The organism is Neobacillus bataviensis, assembly GCF_019969725.1.
Genome location: NZ_JAHXYW010000006.1, coordinates 332640 through 352694 on the forward strand (window position 1 = coordinate 332640; position 20055 = coordinate 352694).

Consider the following 20055-nt stretch of genomic DNA (forward strand, 5'->3'; position numbering starts at 1 on the left):
AGAGAGAAATGCACCTACGAAGGAAATCGATGGTCACCCGCATTTTGGCTGCTGTTATGGCCGTTATGCTGGTCGCGTATAGCATACCGGTTGGTGTTGTGACCTCGCCTGTTCTGGCTCAAAATGAACAGGATGTATTTACGTTGAAAATTGTCAAGGATGGGGCCGATGTCCCGAATCAAGTGGTCACGGGACATAATACCGACAATTCGGTGAGTTTAGAAGGGACGACTGACAATAAGGGAATCGTCCAATTTCCGGAATTGACCAATGTTAGCAGCGGTGAAATTCAATTTACAGTTGGGGAGGACACCTTTCCCATCACGTTTAATGAAGTGATGGCAAAACATTATACATATGACACGGCGCTGAATCGTCTTACGGTTACACCGGATCAAAAAACGCATGATGTTATTGTCAAAACAACTGGTTCAGGTAAGGTTGAAATTAACAATACTGAATATTCAGCACCGGTACAGGTTGCAGAGGGGTCTAATGTTAACGTAAAGATTCTTCCGGATCCGGGTAACGAGATTCAATCGATAACAGTAAACGAGATAAAACAAAATATTACTGACTCCTTTACGATCGAAGGAATAACTGAAATCAAGACTATTGAAGTGGTGTTTGCTGCAAAACTCTATCCGATTACGGTCAGCTATAATAAAGACCTTGGAACGGTAGAAAATGGTGATCAAACCATTACAGATGGACAGGTTGTTAGTGCCAAATATGGCGAAAAGCCTTCTTTTAACGTGATTCCAAAGACGGGCTACCATATTGAAAGTATTACATTGAATGGTGAACCTGTTATTCTGCCAGCGGATGTTACGCAAAGCACGATCAACTATCCGCTTCCATTAAAGCCGGTAACGGAAAATGTGAAGGTGGAAGTGAAGTTTGCCATCAACTCCTATATCCTTACTTTTGACTATGAAGGGAACGACGATGGTAAGGCACAGGTTGATGAAACTTATTATTCTGACGGGGGAACGGTCAAAGTAGATTACGGCTCAAAGCCTGTTATCAAAGTCATCCCCAAAACAGGTAAGCATATTGAAAGTATAAAGTTTGGGGATGAACCAATTGAAATCCCCAAAAACGTAACAGATGAAACAGTGGATTTTGCGTTCCCTGCTCCAGAAGTAACCAAAGATACAACCGTCAAAGTGGTCTTTGCACCGAACAAGTACAACGTTACCGTGGTCGATCCTGACAATGGTACCGTAACCTCTCCAAATTCAGTAGAGTATGACGGTGCTATTACCATCGCCATCAATCCGGACCGTAAATATTTGGTGAATTCGGTAAAGGTGAATGGAACTACATATTCTACTGGCATCGATTTGAATGATAATGGCTACTATACTTATACGGTTACACATATTACAAAAGATACAACCATTGAAGTGGAATTAAGTAAAATGCGCGTCCTGCCAGGTACATGGGATCAATATGTGTCGATGACAGAGCCTTTGAGTAAACATACTGTGGATAATAAAGAAATTCGTGTTTATGGAAATAATGCAAAAGTCGAAATTGTTCCGATTCTAGATTATAATCAAATAAAATTACCAGTACTTGGAAATGGTTATAAATCGGGGTATATCATTGATAAAAATAGAAACACGACGATTACCGATATGTATGTGCGCATTAATAATCAATTCAAAAGTGAAGCACAAGTAAATGTACCCGGCGAAATTGAGGTCGTATTTGATACCGAAAAACCGGTTATCAACGATGTAATCTTAGATGGCCAGGGCAAAAAGGAAGTAAATGGCTCTTATTGGTTCAACGGGCCAGTCACTATTTCAGGAAGTATTGATAATGGTGATAGCAGCTACTCATCCGCGATTGATAAAGTCTACTATAGTAAAGACTCAGAGGTAACAGAAACAGAAGTTCCTTATGATTTTGAAAAGAACCGTTTTTCAATCACGACGGCGGATGGAGATTATAAAGGTGTTTATAAAATTTGGACTGTTGATAAGGCCGGGAATAAATCTGATATTAAAACGGTCAACATCAACATCGATAAAACAAAACCGACACTTGCGGATGGCCGGTCTGTTAAGGTGGAAAAGTTATATGATTTTATTCCTGATTTCTTCATTAGAATTGGACTTGGAATGTTCTTTAATAATGGAATTAAGGTGACTGTTAAGGCTGTGGATGATGCAGCTGGAATTAGCGATATCTCCTTGAATGCCGTGTCAAAGAATGCTGCGAAGCAAGCTGTTCCAAGAAAGTTCTTCTATCCTGATCAGAATCCAGCGAAAGCGGTTTTTGTCCTTGACGATGAAAGCTTCGAGGGAACTTTTTCAGTAGATGTTACGGACAATGTTGGCAATACACAAACGTTTGATGTGACAAAAGACAATATCGAACCGGAAGGCGATCCTGTGTTCATGATTGACCGGAAAAAACCATCTGCCGATATCACCGTTCTTCATGGAAAAGAAGAAGAGCCGTATGTGGTAAAGGATGAGGAAACCGGAAGAGAAACGGAATTCTATAGTGAAGATGTAAAATTAGATGTAAAAGCGAAGGATCAAGAGTCCGGTGTTAATACGGTTACCATTGATCTGAATGATGAGGAGTACAAGAAATACGATTTTTCAGACAGCGTAGTAAAGCAAATCAATCCGGCCATTGACCAGATTGATACACAAACGCTTGCTGATAAGGGCCCATCCTATGACTTTAATGTCGTGGTAAAGGATAATGCCGGTAATGACAATAAAGCGGATCAAGTGAAAAAGAAGATCTATATCGATCAAAAGGCGCCTACCCTTGCGGATGGCAAGGATGCCGTTACTTTCGATTTTGTTAATGATTCTACGATTGCTAAAGTCTTAAACTTCCTTTCATTTGGAACGTTCTTCAATAAGCAGATTAAAGTAACGGTCAAGGTGAAGGATGAAGCTTCTGGTATTAAGGATTTTGCCTTACATGCCGTTCCAGCGGATGCATCGGCAGAAAAGGTAGTTCCACAATTAGATCCTGATAGTTATCAGAACGACGGCAAAACAGCTCAAGCCACTTACATTCTTGATGTGGATTCTTTTAAAGGGACGTTTAATGTCGCAGTCACGGACAATGTAAACAACAAGAGTGTTGAGCCGTACCTAGTTACAGCTGCCAATTCCAATATCGAGGCAAAAGACAGCGGTATTGTCATGATTGAAAAGAACAAACCGACAACTGACATTGCTGTTATACCTCAAAAAGACGTAGCTTCATACGTGGATAAGTCTAAAACCGAATTCTATAGCGGTGAGGCAACGTATGATGTCGATGTTCAAGATGCCGATGCCGGTGTCAATGCCGTTCAAATTAAGGTGAACGATAAACTAATTGACGAGTACGATTATCACGATAAAGAAACGGCACAATTACATCCGGATCTTACTGCTACAGATACGAATGATGAGAGAATCAGTCGTGAAGAGGATGGTTCGTACCATATTTATTCAGAAGTAGTGGATAATGCCGGAAATGTGAATACGGCCGATAGAACCATCTATATTGATGAAACAGCACCAACGATTACTGATTTTGCTTTTTCATCAAAGGATAAGAATGAAAATGCAACAGAAACGCTTCAACCGGAAGCCGTTGAAACGACCAAATATGGTTTCTATTTCAAGCAGCCCGTTCAAGTGACGGTTACAGCGAATGATCCTAACACTGATCATGACTACCAAGCAACGAGTGGACTCCAATCAATGGTTGTTTATTTAAAAGATTACGAGAATGGCAAAATGTATGCTGTCATTCCTGACTCATTGAATAATCCTTTGAATGATCCAGAGCATGCAAAGGGTAAATTGAGTGAAACAAAGGATATTTCAACTGTTGAAGGGATTCCTACAACAAGTCAATTAACATTTACGGTTCCGGCCTCTTTTAAAGGACAGATTTTTGCCGAAGCTTTTGACAATGTCAATAATACGAGTGGTGTGGTAAAACCAGATGGCTCGGTAATCGAAGATGCAGCGAAGCACGGAAAAGAAGAACATATTGATTTTAATAGAGCCAAAACGACTCTAAAAGATACTAACAATGCTGATCTTTATAACAAAAATGTGGATGTGAATCTAACCGTTACCGATACGTATTCTGGTATTGGGGAGATTGAATGGTGGGTGGAAGCACCATACGATCAGGAGAACAACCAGCATGGCCGCCTCCAGATTAATAATGATAAAAGCTATACGGATGGCAGTAATATAGAGGGCTGGAAACATACCGAGTTCGATCAAAACCTTGTTCAAGAAATGACCAAAACCATTACGGTTAAGAATGATAGTAATGACATTAATGTCAAGGTGAAAATGACCGACCGGGCAGGTAATACGACGGAAAAGAAGATTACCTTCAGTATTGATAAGACAGCACCAACCATTGATGTTACTTATGATAACAACACAGATGACCCGCAAAATGCTGATTATTTCAAAGCTGACCGTACAGCCACGATTGTGGTAAATGAGCGTAACTTTAAAGCAGCGGATGTGGTCCATAAGATTACCAACACCGATGGAGTGATTCCAAAATTGGTTGGCTGGAAAACAGTCGCCAATACGAAAGATCCAAATAAAACAACGCATACGGCAACCGTGAAATATAGTGCGGATGGAGATTATACGTTTGATATCAAGTATAAAGATAATGCTGGAAATGCAGCTGCACCGTTTGCCCAGCAAAAATTTACACTTGATAAAACTATTCCTGTTATTAAAGTTTCATATAATAACAACGCAGCAGCTAATGGAAATTATTATAAAGCGGCGAGAACGGCCACCATTTCCATTACCGAGCATAACTTTGAAACAAGCCGAATTAAAGTAACAGGTAACGCATCCGATGGCGGCAAGCCGGCGGCATTCCCGCGTGTAAGCGGATGGTCAAACCATGGGGATGTTCATACCGCGACAATCAGTTATGCAGCCGATGGGAAGTATAGCTTTGATATTGAGTACACCGATATGGCTGGTAACATCGCGGCAGATTATCCAAAGGATGAGTTCATTATTGACCAAACTGTGCCTAAATTGACCATTACAGGTGTGGAGGATATGTCGGCCAATAATAAAGATGTCGCTCCTGTTATCACCTATTCTGATACGAACTTCAATAAAAAAGCCGTATCAATTTCTTTAAAAGGTGCAAACAGAGGCACAGCTAAATTAGCCGGAAGCTATACCGATGCAGCAAATGGCCAGGTATTTAAGTACAAAAACTTCGAAAAGAAAAAGGAAAATGACGATCTCTATACCTTGACCGCTACCCTTACGGACTTTGCAGGAAATGTTTCAACGAAAACAATCCGTTTCTCTGTCAATCGTTTTGGCTCTGTCTATGTCTTTGATGATTCACTCAAAGCGATCGAAGGAAAATATGTGAAGAACGAACAAGATGTCATCCTGACTGAAACCAATGTTGACAGCTTAAAGCAAGACACCATTAAGATGAAGGTGACTAAAAATGGCACACCATCTGACCTTGTGAAAGGATCCGATTATACGGTGACAGAAACAGGCGGAAAAGGTAAGTGGAGCCAGTACACCTATGTTGTGAAGAAGAAGCTGTTCAGCGGCGATGGCCGTTACACCGTCGCACTTTACTCTGAAGACGCAGCCGGTAATATTAATGAAAACATTGATGAAGCCAAAAAAGCAGAAATTTCTTTCGGTATCGATAAAACAGCTCCAGTCGTCGTGCCGGTTAATATCGAAAGCGGCAAGCAGTATCCAGTAGAGGAAAAAGCTGTTACAGTCTCCATCAAGGATAATCTTGTCTTAAACGGTGCTGAATTCTATGTGAATGATCAAAAGGTAGAGAATAAAGCAGATGGTGAAAACTACACCTTTGCGATTAAGAATTCCAATGATAAGCAGAATGTGAAGATTGTTGCTGTCGATGCAGCTGGAAATGAATTAACGAAAGAAGTAAATGATTTGCTTGTTTCCACTAACCCAATTGTCCGCTGGTATAATAATAAGCCATTATTTGCAGGATCTCTTGGGGGAGTTGGCAGTCTGGCTATTGCCGCTACATCCTTCTTCCTCTTCCGTAAAAAGAAGAAATTCGAAGATGATCACGAAGAAGCAGCAAGCTAATCTATGATTAATCCGTATCCCTTCTATTATATATAGACAATAGGAGGGATATCCTTCTTTATAATCGAATACGGCATCATTGTTTAGGGAGAGAATTGTTTTGATATTAACACTTTTTGATAAGGGTAAAGCTTTTACGACGGTTTTACCTGAAAAAATCACGGGAAGATATCATTTAACCACCGTCGATCAGAACAATAACTCCATTGAGTTAATGGCTGTAGAAGCGGAAGATGGCAAGTGGTATCTGAAGTCCAATAAATTTGCTTATCTAAAAAGCATTGCGAACGAAAAGGCTCGAAAAGCAGCAGTTGAACCCTTCAGCACGTATACAATTTTCCGGGATAATGAACCAGCTGCTCTCTTATATGTTGAACCTTTTAGTGAAGATCGGAATGAGTTTACGAGACATATTGTTTCAGCCAATGTGATTAAAATCGGACGCTCAAAGGACAGCCACATTTGTTTTACAAATAAATTGGTATCGAGCTCGCATTGTTCGATTGAATACAATGAACAAGGGCGTGCGGTGATTAAAGACCATAATAGTTCCAATGGAACCTATGTTAATGGTGAAAAAATCGAAAAAAAGGAACTCGCAATTGGTGATGTCATCTCCATCATGGGATTAAGAATCATCTTTAATGGCAGATTGATTAGTTTAAATAACCCTCATCAATTGGTTTTTCTAGATCGAAATGCCTTCAAGCCATTTGTGGCCGGGCAGCCGGTCATTCAAACGGAAGAAGAGTTAGATGATTTTTTAGTCGAAGCTGAAAATCAAGATTTATTTTATCGGTCGCCGCGCTTTAAGCGGGATATTGAGAAAAAAACGATCAAGATTGACCCGCCGCCGCAGATGAATACGATGGAAGAAACACCTTTAATGCTCATGCTTGGACCATCGATGACGATGGGGATGGCGTCCTTGTTTACAGGGATTTTCGCGGTTCAAAACGTGGCAAGGAACGGCGGCAATATGATGAATGCTCTGCCGACCTTGATCATGTCGCTGAGCATGTTGATTGGGACGATTCTTTGGCCGATTCTGACTAAAAAGCATGAAAAGAAAAAACGAATTGAAAATGAGAATATCCGTCAAGAAAAGTACAGGCAGTATCTAGAAGAAATGAAACAGACGATCCAGGATGAAGGTAAGTATCAGGAAGAAATCCTTCATGAAAATCATATTTCCCTTTATTCCTGCCTTGAGAGGATCGACAAACGTGACCGGACATTGTGGGAGCGGGTGATCGGGCAGAATGATTTCTTAAAGATCCGCTTAGGTTTAGGGGATTTACCGCTGGAAGTCGAGATTAAATATCCAGAAAAGAAATTTACGATTGAGGAAGATAATCTCCAAGATGAGCTTTATAAATTAGTCGAAACTCCTTCTGTTTTAAAACAAGTGCCTGTCACCTTATCACTTGTCGAAGAGCGCGTAAGCGGAATTATTGGAAAGAGAGAGAATGTCATTGAGTTTGTAAAAGGGGTTATTTTTCAACTTGCGTCCTTACATAGTTATGACGAGTTAAAAATGGTCTTCCTCTATGACCAAAGTGAACAGGAGTCCTGGAAGTTCGTCAAGTGGCTTCCGCATGTTTGGTCGGAAAATACCAATATCCGATTTATTGCCTCTGACGCCAATGAAATGAAGGAGCTTTCCGTTTATTTTGAAAAAGAAATAGCTAACCGAGCAGCAATGGCTGAAAAAGAACAACAAGAGTTTACCCAGCATTATGTTGTGTTTTCGATGAGCAAAGAGCTGGCCGGCAAGGCGGAAATGGTGAACTTGCTTTTAAAAGAAAAGAAAGACCTTGGCATCAGTTTGGTCACGCTCTATAACGAGCTGGAAAGGCTGCCGAAGGAATGCTCCAACGTCATCGAGCTGGATGAACCGGTTAGCAAAATCTATGATAAAGATGATATTTCCGGCAAGTATCAGCCATTTAAGGCCGATATTTACATGCAGCAGGATCCGGAAGAGATGGCGATAAAGCTGGCCAACATTCAACTGGCCTCTTCGGTTGATGCGTATAGCCTTCCAGATATGCTGACATTCTTAGAAATGTTTGGTGTAGGAAAGGTGGAACATTTAAATTCACCTACCCGCTGGAAGGAAAATAATCCAACGCTGACGATTGAAACCCAGATTGGGGTCAATCAAATGGGCGAACCGTTTAAAATTGACCTTCATGAAAAATATCATGGTCCGCATGGTTTGATTGCCGGTATGACCGGTTCCGGTAAGTCTGAATTTATCATGACGTTTATCTTGTCATTGGCGGTTAACTATCATCCAGATGAAGTGGCGTTTATATTAATCGATTATAAGGGCGGCGGAATGGCGAATGCCTTCTTAAACCTGCCGCACCTTGCAGGTACGATAACCAACCTGGATGGAGCTGCGGTCAAACGTTCCTTGGTTTCGATTCAAAGTGAATTAAAACGGCGTCAGGCGATCTTTAGTGAGACAAGCCGCCGCTTAAATGAAAGTATTATTGATATCTATAAATATCAAAAACTATATCGCGAAGGCGTTGTCTCTGAGCCTTTGCAGCATTTGTTTATGATTTCCGACGAGTTTGCCGAATTAAAAACGCAGCAGCCGGAGTTTATGGATCAGCTGGTCAGTGCCGCAAGGATTGGGCGAAGCTTAGGGGTTCACTTGATTTTGGCCACGCAAAAGCCTTCCGGGGTTGTCGATGATCAAATTTGGAGTAACAGTAAATTCCGAATTAGCTTAAAGGTACAAGAAAAAGCCGATAGTATGGAAGTGATTAAACGTCCGGATGCGGCTGAAATCAAACAAACCGGCCGCTTCTTCCTGCAGGTAGGTTACAATGAATTGTTTGAGCTGGGCCAATCGGCTTGGGCAGGCGCTCCTTATTATCCAGCTGATAAAGTGGAGAAGACAGAAGACGATGGCATTGCGGTAATTGATAATTTAGGACGCGTGATGAAGGCGGCCAAAATGGATAAACGGAAAAAGACTGGTCAAAAGCCATCAAGTCAAATTGATGAGGTAACCAAATACTTAGCCAATCTTGCAAGCCAAGAAAATATTAAAGTCAAGCCATTATGGCTGGATCCAATTCCGCCACTCGTCTATATTGGCGAATTGAAAAAGAAATACAAACGAGCTTCAGTTGAAAGCTTTACGCTTAATCCGGTAATCGGAGAATACGATGATCCGGCCAAACAAAGCCAGTCGGTGTTGACGCTGCCAATCAGTCAGGAAGGGAATACCGTTGTCTACGGTGTGGCTGGAAGCGGTAAGACGACCTTCTTAACGACACTTCTATTCTCGTTAATGGAAGATCACACACCGGAGGAGGTAAATCTTTATTTACTAGATTTCGGTTCCGAAACATTAAGCTGGTACCAAGATGCACCGCATGTTGGTGATGTGATGCTGTCCCATGAAGGCGAGAAAATTGATAACTTATTTAAGATATTAACGAGCGAAATTGCTAACCGGAAAAAGCTGTTCTCACCATATGGAGGGGACTTCCACCAGTACAACCGACTATCAGGTAAGACAGCACCATCCATTGTGGTGATGATTCATAACTACTCGGCGTTCTCTGAGATGTATGAACAGCACGAGGAAGCACTCTCTTATTTAACGCGCGAAGGTACGAAGTATGGCCTTTACTTTGTGGTAACTGCCCTCAATACAGGAGCAATCCGCTATAAATTGTTGCAAAACTTTAAGCAGATGTATGTGCTGCAGCTGAATGATCCATCCGAATACTCCGGTGTATTGGGCAGTGTCGATGGCGTTTATCCATCTAAGTTCAAAGGCAGAGGAATAGTCAAAACGGATTCGGTTTATGAATTCCAAACCGCCCAAATTTCTAAGGGGGCTGAAGACATTTATTCCTTTATCACCAAGTATTGTCAGGACTATCAGCAAAGATGGGGCAAGAATGGAGCCAAACGAATTCCGATTCTTCCGGAAAAAGTGGACATCGACTATTTGCATGATGAAATTCACTTTGGCCCATCAGGCGTGGTTCCAATTGGAGTGGAAAAAGCATCTTTACGTGTTTCTTCCTATAACTTTACGGATTCCTTCATCAATCTGGTGACGTCTGCTAACTTGGAGTCAAGCACTTCCTTTATGCAAGGTCTTACAGAAGTGATGACGGCCAAACAAAAGGGCAAGGAAGTCATTGTCATCGATCCAGGCAGCCAGTTTGCCAATGGTGAGAATCTAGCCTGCAAATATGTAAGCGAAATGAACGAGTTAGATGAAATGATCGTGTATCTCTTCAATACATTGGTTTTCCGCAACAACACAACGAAGGATGCACTTGCCGAAGGTAAAGAAGCTCCGGTATTTGATACGATCACGTGTCTCATTCATGGGTTCTCGGATCTACAGTCCTCTTTATCTGACGACCGCTTCGATAAATTGAAGGTCTTCCTGGAAAGAGGAGAGGGCTTAAACGTTTCGATCATTCTTTCGGATGCAGCGGATCGAATGAGCTCTTATACGTATGAAAGCTGGTTCCAAAAACAAGCTTCTCTAAGTGAGGCCATCTGGGTGGGCAGCGGAATCTCCGATCAGTTTGTCTTGAAGGTTAATAAGATGACCAATGACATGTATGGGGAGCTTCCGGAAGACTTTGGCTGGATACTAAGAAAAGGAAAAGTAAAACTAGTAAAACTGGTAGCGACCGTGGAAAAGGAAGAGGGGGTACTAGAATATGCATAAGATTTTAGTAGAAGTGTATAATCCCGCCTCCAACCATTCATTCGATGTATTCATTCCGTTAAAAAGCAAGATCTACGAAGTAACCTATCTGCTTTCGAATACGGTAACGGAATTATCCCAAGGGCACTATAAGGCCACCCAACAAACCGCCCTCTGCGACCGAATCACGGGGCAGGTATTTGATATCAACATGACCATTGAAGAAATTGGTTTGAAAAATGGATCCAAGCTGATGCTGCTATAACGTCAGCGGGATCTACTTTAAACCGCCTCAAGGAAGGGGACAGACATGAAACTGAAAAAGAGGATATTAGCAATACTTCTTCCATCCATATTAATAATAGGGGGAACAGGTTGTATGAAAAAGAATACTCCTGAAAATGAAATTATCAACTATTTAGAAAAGACATACGATGAAACATTTGAAGTGGAAAACGTTAAAGAAGGAAGTCCTATTTTCAAATCAATGTATGGTTCAGACAAAGTGATTGTTCACCCCGAAGGAAAGCCAGAGAATGTTTTTTTAGCAGGTGAAAAGAGAGATCATGAAGGTGAGTACTATGATACGTATGTGTTATCAAAATGGTCTAATGAGCTTACCAAGAAATTCGATTCAGATGTAAAAAGCATTCTTCCGGGAGATTTTGAATATAGAGCCCTAGTATATGTGGAAGATGGAAAATACGATAGCTCTATGAAGGACATGTCTGTCTTTAAGTATTTTGCCAATAAAAATCAGGATGCTGATGTTGTATTAAAAATTGCAGTAAAAACATCAAAGTCCCCAGATGTAACCGAATATTATGAGCCGGTTTATCGTTTGTTGCAGTTACTGAAAACATTGAACATCGAATCTTATGGCGTTTCAGTAGGATTTGTAGACAGTTCCGAAGATATTTCCGATTATATTCGGACTTCCAATATTAATAATGTCCCCTGGACAAATTTAGATGCTAAGGTTTACGGAACGATTATGGTTGATAATCTTTCCAATATAACGGAGTCTGATCAAATCAAAGATTATTATGAAAAGGTCGAGGAGTGATCCTATGTCACTTAATACCTTAAATGATGAAGAAAAAAACATCCTCCTCCAATTGTCATACTTTGATTTACCAGAAGGACGTACTAAAGGTCTCACTGTTGAACAGATATGGGAAAAAGTAAAGAGACTTCCCGACAACGGTGGAGATGTTAGAAGGGAAAAGTTAGAAGAATACTTTCATTCTGATAGATTTAAGCACTCCAATCTAGCCAATGTAACTCTAAAAGGGTATCAGAACAATAATCCAAACATGGGTGGCAAGTCTGAATCAGGCTTTGTAGGCTATGCCTGGGAAGATCAAGACGGGAACGCCACTGCCGTATTTAGGGGTAGTGAGGATATGAAAAATCCAGATCATCTTAAAACGGATTGGGGATCAAATGCGTTAGCTTTTTTGGGAATTGAAATTCAGCAGCAAAAAGAAGCCGGTAAATTCTATGAGCAATTTATAAAAAATTCACCGGGAGAAAAGTTTGTTTTTGGTCATTCTAAGGGTGGTAATTTAGCTGCCTATGTCCTAGTGCATTACTATGATATCAATAAAGATTTAAAAGCTTATATCATTAACGGAGCTCCGCTTTATTGGGATACCCTTTCCTCTTCTCAAAGGGAAGTATTAAGCGGGGACAGAAACAATTTTATCGTATACGAAGGAGATATTGTCTCACAATTAGGAACAGCACCCTACGTTGATAGAACAGTAAAGATTAATGATCCTGACTATGATGATCCCTTTTATCCTCATTATGAAACAAGTGTTGATTTTGATAAAAATGGAAACTTCAAGGATTCATACGCTGGGCAGAAATGGTATAGCGATATCGTTGACTTTGCTGTTATCACTTCCATGTACGCTGATAAGTTAGTAGATTGGGTAGGGAATAAAATTAGGGAACAATTTATTGTTATTCGAGAAACAACCCTCATGGTTATCCAGGCCACATGGAAAGGGTTGAAGGCAGCGGCCAATTTTGCCATTAACGCCTGTGTAAAATTCATAGCAGGGTTAAAGGTAGTGGCCAACAATGTAATAGACGGTGTAAAGAACTTCTTTGAAAAGGTAAAAAATAAAGTCCGTTTATTAGGCGAGAGGATTGGACAAGCCTTCGGCAGTCATAGCTTTCCTGTGGAACCCTATATGAAAGTGAATACCCAAAGGCTTGCTTATTATGTACAAAAGCTTCAATCCATTAAACGCAGGACGGCTGACTTAAATGATAGAATTGATTCCTTGTATTTAGAAGCAGGGCTATCTGGTTTAGATAATGTCATAAAAGCTGATATCATGACCACCTTCAACGGAAGAATTAATCAAAATATATCGTATCTAAACACAGCAGCTGATCTTTTAGAAAGAGCCGAGTCTAAGTTAGTTGCTAAAGCGAGATCTTTACATTAATTAGTTGGGGGAACCATATGGATAAAGCATTGAAAAATAAGATTAGTAGTCTAATATACGATATTAATAATATTGCAAAGGAATTAGATGAAATATCCCGAGGCTTAGGATCGGAGTTTAAAGGAATTGGCTCTGCCAACAGTGCTTCAAGCCTTCAGAGTGCGGCTAATAAGTACCTTCGGGTAAGCAATGAGTTAAGAAAAATATAATTTAAAGGAGGTGAGAAGAATGGCAAGATCGATTACAGTAGATCCAGCGAAGTTAGACACTGCTGCCGCAAAGATTGACCAACAATCGGCTGATTATCAACGAATTTACAAGCAACTTTTCAGTGAAGTCAGCGCTATGAAGGCTGCTTGGGACGGGGTAGACAATATCGCTTACACAACCCAAATTGAGCAGTTCCAGGATGACTTGGCAAAAATGACTCAATTAATGCAGCAGTATTCTGAGTTCTTAAAATTAAGCGCAAAAACTTACCGTGATACTCAACAGGAAATCGTAAACGCAGCAAGGCGTTTAACAAACTAATCAGTAGAATCGTGAGGTGAAATTCTGTGGCAGTAGAAGGAATTAAAATTTCTCTTAATGAGGTTCAAAGTACAGCGAACCAAATTCGTACCTTAAACAACAATTTGGCCGCCCGCCTTGAAGATATTAAACGAGAAATGAATGCATTGCAAAGCTCTTGGAACAGTGATGCATCCAATACCATTAGAACCAATTTTAATGCTCTTCAACCAACGTTTGAAAATTTTCGTGAAATCGTGAATAGCTACGCAACCTTTCTAGATCAAACGGTTAATGCGTATAACGCGACAGAAGATGCCATTAATAATAACGCGGGAGCGTTCAAATAAACATTCCGTGATCCTAACTCTTTCTTTTTTAAAGGAGAGAGTTAGGATTATTCTCATTACAATAATGGAGACGATACGAAATGATTAAACATCTCAATTTTAAGGTAGAAAGCTACGGCATCTCAAAATTCTTTTTTTATCACGTTCCTTCCGAAGTGGAAATAGACGGTGAAGCTGTCGACTATATATCCCATAATAGAGCTGCAGGCATCCTGCCCCTGGCTGTTTTGAAAAAAGAAGAGGATCTTTATATCCGCTATGACCAGGTCTCTGATTTTACGGTGGAACGACTGTTTTCACAAAAGCTTACGAAAGAACATCTGACCGCCTATTTATTAAAATTGGTGGATGGTTTAATAGAATTGCAGGAAAGCCCTTTGGTTTTGGATCATCTCCTGCTGGATAAAAAGTATATTTTTCTTGATCACTTTTCAAATAGATTAGTATTTATGTATATCCCTATTAAAAATAATATTTTTGAAAAGGTATCAATGAAAGAGTTTTTAAGGGATTTAGTGGCCGCAGCTCCTTATGATGAGGGGGATGATGGAGCGTTTTTTATCCGTCTCCATAATAATCTTACTGGTGAGGCGGAAATTGATTTAGCAGAGTTCAAGGAAAAACTAGTCGGGTTTTCTAATGCGGGTGGACACGAAGAAAAGCCGGCACGGGTGGAAGCTCCTGATGAAGAGCTGGATGGTCAATTTTACAGCCCTGGGCAATTGAACATTAGTGAAGTATTGTCTTCTGTTGATAATGGTATGTTAACTTCGCAAAACACCAGCAGAAAAGCAGATAAGAAAACTAGCCAGAAGCTGGAGATTGAAGAAGAGGTTCAATATAAAAGGATTACCCGTACGGAGCTGGGTGAAGGAGACTCGGTATTAAAGAGTTCAGCGTCCATTGCCGGCACCTCGATCAATATTGTTCCGAATTATCACGCTTCTTCTGTGGAGGAGGAACAAGGGGGCACCACCGTATTAGGTGTTTATCAGCTGTCTGAACTCCAGGGGGAGGGAACGACGGTTCTGGGGATGCAGGAGCATTCGGTTCCAAGACCGTTTTTACTTTTCGTGCAGTCAGGCGAAAAGATCACGGTCTCAAAGGATGTATTTAAGCTCGGCCGCGACCCGGAACAAGCCGATTATGCTTCGGTGAACAAAGCTGTTGGCCGTATTCATGCTGAAGTGGTAATGGAAGACGGGGAATACTTCTTAATCGATCAGCAATCACGGAATGGCAGTTATCTTAATGGCAAAAAAGTGCTTCCGCTTGAAAAAGTAAAGCTGAGACATGAGGATACGATTAAATTGGCGAATGAGGAATATGTGTTTAAGTTATTTTAACATAGAGACCACGGGGACGGTTCTCATGGCTTTTTTTGAGCCTAGAGAATCGTCCCTGTTGTGTTATAATGACCTGAAAGGTTGTGATGAGATGAACAAATTTATTGTCGTTGTTTTTAGTATCGTATTGGTTTTGATCTCAGGCTGCAGCTCAAATAACTTTCAGATAAAGCTCTCTACGCCAAAATCGTTTACACCTGGGCAGGCTTCTCCCATTGAATTGAAAATCCTGAACCGTGAAGGTAAACCAGTGGAAGGTGCAAAGGTTAGCGCAGTTTTGAAAATGCAAGGGATGAGTCATGGCGATCTTTCCATGAAGCTGCAGGAAATGGGGGATGGAGTCTACGCCGGAAAAGCGAATATTGAGATGGAAGGCGATTATACTGCAGCCATTAAGATCGATTACAAAGAAGAAAAATGGGCGGGGGAAAAACGGTTTTCCATTGTTTATAAGAATGCACACTAGCGTAGATTCGGGCGCTGGAGTTTTTCCATTTTTTGTCTAATAATCCAAAGTGGATATAAAAATGTCTAAAGGCACCCTGAAATTGTCCAATGCCTACGAAAAAATGTCCAAACCCACCCCGAAATTGTCCAATACCCGCAAAAAAATGTCCAATCCTATTTTAAAAAAAAAAAGAGCCTGGTCCTCACCCATAAATTTAAGCTGCCTTCCGAATGTATATAAATAGTTCCACGTAAAATGACATCCAAATACTGGATTAATCAACTTTGAGTAATTTAACCTGGGAGAGAAGAAGAATGTCAGAAGAAACCTATCAATCTCGTGAGGAAAGAAAACAAGCGGAAAAAGCAAAACAAAATAACGATACACCGAAAAGAGGATCCTTATTGAAAAAGGGATCTTTATGGAAAAAAGTAATTATTGTCTGTTTGGTGCTTGGCCTTGTTTCAACAGGAGCAGGAGCCATCACATTCGCTTCAATGGTTAAGGGTACACCTTCATTAGATGCTTCAAAGCTGGAGGATCCGCTTTCTACGAAATTTTATGATAAGAACGGAAAATTCCTTTATGAATACGGGAAGGAAAAGCGGACGAAAATTTCGTATGAACAAGTGCCCAAAGTGCTGGAACATGCGTTTATTGCCACAGAGGATTCCCATTTTTACGAGCATCATGGAATCGACCTCAAACGGACGGCCAAGGCCATTTTCGTGAACGTGACCGGAGATTTCGGATCTCAGGGGGGTAGTACGATTACCCAGCAGGTCATTAAAAACTCCTTTTTGTCTCCAGAGAAAACATTGAAGCGAAAAGTGCAGGAATGGGATCTGGCGTATCAGTTGGAAAAAGAGTACTCCAAGCATGAAATTTTGATGATGTATTTGAACAAAATCTATCTGGGAAACCGCTCTTACGGAGTGGCGGCGGCCGCGAAGAATTATTATGGACTTGAAGCCAATAATTTGAAAAAAATGACGCTCTCGCAGGCAGCAATGTTAGCCGGTTTGCCGCAAAGTCCGAATAATTATGATCCGACCAAACCGGAAAACAAAGAATCAGCCACGAAGCGCCGTCACATTGTCCTAAGTTCGATGCTTCGGGATGGGTATATTACGGAAGCACAAATGAAAGAAGCAGAAAAAGTTCCTGTAACAGAGGGACTGTTACCTAAAAGCGCGCAGCAAAGCATGCCATATGAAGCCTTTTTGGATGCGGCGGTGAAAGAAGTAAAGGGTAAACTGAAGGATGTCAACATTAGCGAGGATGGGTTGTCAATTTATACAGCCCTCGATCCAAAAGCACAGAATTATGCTGACAAAATGATGAATACCAGTGAAGTTATAGACTATCCGGATGCGAAATTTCAGGGAGCTTTTGTTTTTTTAGATACGAAAACGGGGGAAGTCAGGGCGATTGGCAGCGGGCGGAATGATTATAAAGCGTCATTCCTGGGCAACAACTTTGCCGTTGATATTAACCGTCAGCCGGGGTCTTCCTTTAAGCCGATTTTTGATTACGGCCCGGCGATTGAAAACTTAAAGTGGTCGACTGCACATTTAATTGATGACCAGCCGACGACCTATGAAACCGGCCAGTCCATTTCCAACTGGGATCACGGGTATCATGGGGTGCTGACCATACGTTCGGCATTAAAAAACTCTTACAATATCCCGGCGCTCTTAACAATGAGAGAGGTTGGGATGGATAAGTCAAAGAATTTTGCAGAAAATCTCGGCATTACTTTTAAAAATAACCAAGTGTATGAATCCTATTCGATTGGTGGTAATACTGTAAGTCCATTAGATATGGCAGGTGCCTACAGTGCTTTTGGCAATAATGGTGTTTACAATAAACCGCATTTTGTCCAAAAGGTTGTATTTCCGGATGGGACAGTTGTTAGTTTTGCGGGAAAAGAAAAACGAGTGATGCATGATTATACGGCCTATATGGTGACAGATATGATGCGCTCAGTCGTTAATGAAGGGACAGGGAAAACAGCCAATGTTCCCGGGCTGGATGTTGCCGGTAAAACAGGTACCACCAATTTTGATGCAAAAACGAGGGCTAAATATGGCTATCCAAGTTCCGCGACAAATGACAGCTGGTTCGCTGGATACACCCCGCAATACACCATGGCTGTCTGGACGGGTTATGCGCAAAACGGCCAGGGGAACTATATGAGCGGCACTACGACGAAAATCTCGCAGCTCATGTTTAAAGCGATGATGCAAGCTTTCGGTACGGACGCATCCAATTTTAAACAGCCAAGCAGTGTTTACAGAATGAATAATGAATTGTATATCAGAGGTATAAGTTCTGCGGAGGTTCCAATCATTCCTAAGAAAGAAGAAGAGTCAGAGAAAGATGAAGAGAAAAAGCAAAAAGAAGAAATGAAAAATCAACAAAAGGAATGGAAAGAGCAAGGAAAAGAGAAGGGCAAAGGAAAGCATAAACACGGCGATTGATTCCGATGCTTTTCCCTCCTCGGATTTTGTCGAAGATTGATAGGGTTTTATTTTATTAGAAAGTGTTAGAATGGAGTTGCAACTGAATATTGTGAGGGTGGCCAGGTTGTGATCTTCTTTTCCGGCATTAGGGAAGGAGGTGATAATACTGGATTTATTTCTTGAAATATTACGAGAAGCCCTGAAGGGAATTTTGCGTGAAGTTTGTGCCTATTTCTTTCGGAAAACCGTTTTAGAGTACAAGAAAACCACCCCGCGCCGTCGCAAGCAAAAGGGTGGTTCTCAAAGTAAATAACTAAACATGACAACCACCACCCTGACGGTAGAGGTTGCAGAAGAGAAGTGTTAGCGCACTTCTCTTTTTTTATTATATGTCTATTATATACAAATAAATTCGGTTTTAAAAGTCCATCATTTTGTTGTTGACTTTTTTTGTAAATAGCAAGAAAATGAATGGGTTCAGATTTAATTTTTTTAAGGGGTACTCGTCATGCACAAGATGAAAATGAAAGAAACTAGAACACCTATGAAGCTTTTTGGAATTCGCTATTATAAGGATGAGGACGGACAATATTATAAAAAGGTTGGATCCAATCACCGTTTCCCTGTCACACCTTTTTGGAAGAAGAAACGGTTCAAGCTTGGGCTGCCTGTCGTTCTACTTGCTGTAATTGGCTTTTTTGGCTATCAATTTGGGATGGACCTTGCCTCCGAAAAAGTGGTCAAAGAAATTTCTCATCAAGTACCGAAAAAGGAGATCCAAGCACTATTAACAGATCCATCCGTTCAGCAATTCATTGAGGATGAAGTAGGCTCTGAAAAAAAACAGCAAATCCTTGATAAGTATTCAGTGGTGCAAATGGCGAATACTCCGCTAGTTGCTTCTGCCTCTACCACTGCTTCTGCTGGTAACGAGCAGGCTGCTGCGGGAGGAAGTAAGGTAGCCCCGAAATCACCGAAAACGGAAAAAACGTCCACTAATGATTCGAAATTAAAGTTCTCTTCAAGAGATGAAGTCTTGAAGTTTTTATTAACGAAATTCACGATGAGCGAGCTAATGGGTTTCGCCGATAAAGCTAAGGGAGGACTAACTCCTGAAGTAAAGTCGGAGATTCAATCAACGGTTATGAGTCGGTTAACGCCTGAAGAATACGAAGCATTGAAGCTATATGCGATTATTGAATTAAGTAAATCTTAAAAATTGTGGACAAGCGCTTCCTTTATGGGAGCGCTTGTTTTTTTACTTCACATTCGACAAATTTCTTTCGAGATGAAAAGGGGGAAAATTGTTATAACAAGGTTAAGGGGAAAACTAATCAAACGATTAGTTTAGTGACTTGATTGATATGGCCAATGAGATTATCCATGACTGATATGAAATGGTCCATAAATGGGGCTTTGTTTTTCCATTTTTCAGCTAAATGTCCAAACTGTTTGAAAAAATGTCCAATGTGCTTTTAAAAATGTCCAATGTGCCCTCGAAATAGTCCAAAGCACCACAAAAAATGTCCAAAGCATATTCGTGGGAATTGAAGTTGAGTTCCTTGGTTTCCAGTTTTTAGCTAGACAAAACTATTAAAAAAATAGACAAAGTGCCCTCAAAAATAGACAAACCACCCAAAA

12 protein-coding genes are annotated in these 20055 nt (G+C 40.8%); all 12 read left to right on the forward strand.

Features of this window, described 5'->3' with window-relative positions:
* Positions 1-8: 8 nt before the first annotated feature.
* The 12 genes from LC455_RS17570 to LC455_RS17625 all read left to right on the forward strand — a co-directional run bounded on the left by LC455_RS17570 (position 9) and on the right by LC455_RS17625 (position 19630).
* Positions 9-6128, forward strand: coding sequence for an Ig-like domain-containing protein (locus LC455_RS17570; RefSeq protein ID WP_223592674.1), 6120 nt, complete (start codon positions 9-11; stop codon positions 6126-6128).
* Between the two features lie 100 nt (positions 6129-6228).
* A complete protein-coding gene (gene essC, locus LC455_RS17575; RefSeq protein ID WP_223592676.1) occupies positions 6229-10851 on the forward strand; it encodes a type VII secretion protein EssC in 4623 nt (1540 codons plus the stop codon).
* A complete protein-coding gene (locus LC455_RS17580; protein WP_223592678.1) occupies positions 10844-11095 on the forward strand; it encodes a methyltransferase in 252 nt (83 codons plus the stop codon). The genes essC and LC455_RS17580 overlap by 8 nt, the downstream gene beginning before the upstream one ends.
* Positions 11096-11209: 114 nt before the next feature.
* The gene (locus LC455_RS17585; protein WP_223592680.1) at positions 11210-11896 is read left to right on the forward strand and encodes a hypothetical protein; all 687 of its coding nucleotides are present in this window, start codon (positions 11210-11212) and stop codon (positions 11894-11896) included.
* Between the two features lie 4 nt (positions 11897-11900).
* The gene (locus LC455_RS17590; RefSeq protein ID WP_223592682.1) at positions 11901-13295 is read left to right on the forward strand and encodes an Mbeg1-like protein; all 1395 of its coding nucleotides are present in this window, start codon (positions 11901-11903) and stop codon (positions 13293-13295) included.
* A gap of 17 nt (positions 13296-13312) precedes the next feature.
* Positions 13313-13504, forward strand: coding sequence for a hypothetical protein (locus LC455_RS17595; protein ID WP_223592684.1), 192 nt, complete (start codon positions 13313-13315; stop codon positions 13502-13504).
* Between the two features lie 19 nt (positions 13505-13523).
* A complete protein-coding gene (locus tag LC455_RS17600; RefSeq protein WP_223592686.1) occupies positions 13524-13826 on the forward strand; it encodes a WXG100 family type VII secretion target in 303 nt (100 codons plus the stop codon).
* 26 nt (positions 13827-13852) lie between these two features.
* Positions 13853-14155, forward strand: a complete 303-nt coding sequence (locus tag LC455_RS17605) for a pore-forming ESAT-6 family protein (RefSeq protein WP_223592688.1) — start codon at positions 13853-13855, stop codon at positions 14153-14155.
* Positions 14156-14235: 80 nt separating this feature from the next.
* Positions 14236-15501, forward strand: coding sequence for an FHA domain-containing protein (locus tag LC455_RS17610; RefSeq protein ID WP_223592690.1), 1266 nt, complete (start codon positions 14236-14238; stop codon positions 15499-15501).
* A 91-nt stretch (positions 15502-15592) separates the two neighbouring features.
* Positions 15593-15967, forward strand: a complete 375-nt coding sequence (locus LC455_RS17615; RefSeq protein WP_223592691.1) for a FixH family protein — start codon at positions 15593-15595, stop codon at positions 15965-15967.
* Between the two features lie 296 nt (positions 15968-16263).
* Positions 16264-18432, forward strand: a complete 2169-nt coding sequence (locus tag LC455_RS17620; protein WP_223592694.1) for a transglycosylase domain-containing protein — start codon at positions 16264-16266, stop codon at positions 18430-18432.
* A 490-nt stretch (positions 18433-18922) separates the two neighbouring features.
* Complete coding sequence (locus LC455_RS17625; RefSeq protein ID WP_223592696.1) at positions 18923-19630, forward strand: hypothetical protein; 708 nt, start codon at positions 18923-18925, stop codon at positions 19628-19630.
* Positions 19631-20055: the final 425 nt, after the last annotated feature.

What these genes read in the sequence shown, in the direction of transcription:
- LC455_RS17615 (WP_223592691.1), top strand. Translation starts at nt 15,593, where the DNA reads ATGAACAAATTTATTGTCGTTGTTTTTAGTATCGTATTGGTTTTGATC.
- LC455_RS17590 (WP_223592682.1), top strand. Translation starts at nt 11,901, where the DNA reads ATGTCACTTAATACCTTAAATGATGAAGAAAAAAACATCCTCCTCCAA.
- LC455_RS17620 (WP_223592694.1), top strand. Translation starts at nt 16,264, where the DNA reads ATGTCAGAAGAAACCTATCAATCTCGTGAGGAAAGAAAACAAGCGGAA.
- LC455_RS17610 (WP_223592690.1), top strand. Translation starts at nt 14,236, where the DNA reads ATGATTAAACATCTCAATTTTAAGGTAGAAAGCTACGGCATCTCAAAA.
- LC455_RS17585 (WP_223592680.1), top strand. Translation starts at nt 11,210, where the DNA reads ATGAAAAAGAATACTCCTGAAAATGAAATTATCAACTATTTAGAAAAG.
- LC455_RS17595 (WP_223592684.1), top strand. Translation starts at nt 13,313, where the DNA reads ATGGATAAAGCATTGAAAAATAAGATTAGTAGTCTAATATACGATATT.
- LC455_RS17600 (WP_223592686.1), top strand. Translation starts at nt 13,524, where the DNA reads ATGGCAAGATCGATTACAGTAGATCCAGCGAAGTTAGACACTGCTGCC.
- LC455_RS17625 (WP_223592696.1), top strand. Translation starts at nt 18,923, where the DNA reads ATGCACAAGATGAAAATGAAAGAAACTAGAACACCTATGAAGCTTTTT.
- LC455_RS17570 (WP_223592674.1), top strand. Translation starts at nt 9, where the DNA reads ATGCACCTACGAAGGAAATCGATGGTCACCCGCATTTTGGCTGCTGTT.
- LC455_RS17580 (WP_223592678.1), top strand. Translation starts at nt 10,844, where the DNA reads ATGCATAAGATTTTAGTAGAAGTGTATAATCCCGCCTCCAACCATTCA.